1 protein-coding gene is annotated in these 440 nt (G+C 41.6%); it reads left to right on the forward strand.

The features are described 5' to 3' along the window. Positions 1-63: 63 nt before the first annotated feature. Positions 64-440, forward strand: a 377-nt coding sequence (locus tag A142_RS15970) for an ArdC-like ssDNA-binding domain-containing protein (protein ID WP_241813130.1), incomplete at its 3' end; no start/stop codon positions are given.

Below are 440 nucleotides of genomic sequence, written 5' to 3' on the forward strand. Positions count from 1 at the left end.
ACTCAGTCCGACGGTCTACCTTATAACTTTTCAACAGGTAACACGTATTCAGGAATGAATGTGATGTTGCTTTGGATGAGTGCTCAAATGAATCAATTTAGCTCGAATCAATGGCTAACTTTCAAGCAAGCATTAGATCTTGGGGGGAACGTAATTAAAGGTGAAAAGGGGACGCATATTACTTTTTACAAGTCTTTGGAAAAAGAAAAGACAGTGAATGGTAAAGAGAAAATCGAAACGATTCCTATGTTGAAAACGTTTGTTGTTTTCAACCTGGATCAGATTGAGGGGATCACCAAACCAGAGCCTAAAACGGATCTGAGAGGTGAGCTTGATTTGAGGGAGGATGTGGAGGATTTCTTTAAAGCGACGGGAGCAACCATCAACTACGTCGGTCAGAAGGCTTTCTTTCGACCATCGACGGATGAGATTGTTATCCC

The sequence above is a fragment of the Vibrio splendidus 12E03 genome, assembly GCF_000272105.2.
In the GTDB taxonomy this organism is placed as follows: Bacteria; Pseudomonadota; Gammaproteobacteria; order Enterobacterales; family Vibrionaceae; genus Vibrio; species Vibrio splendidus_I.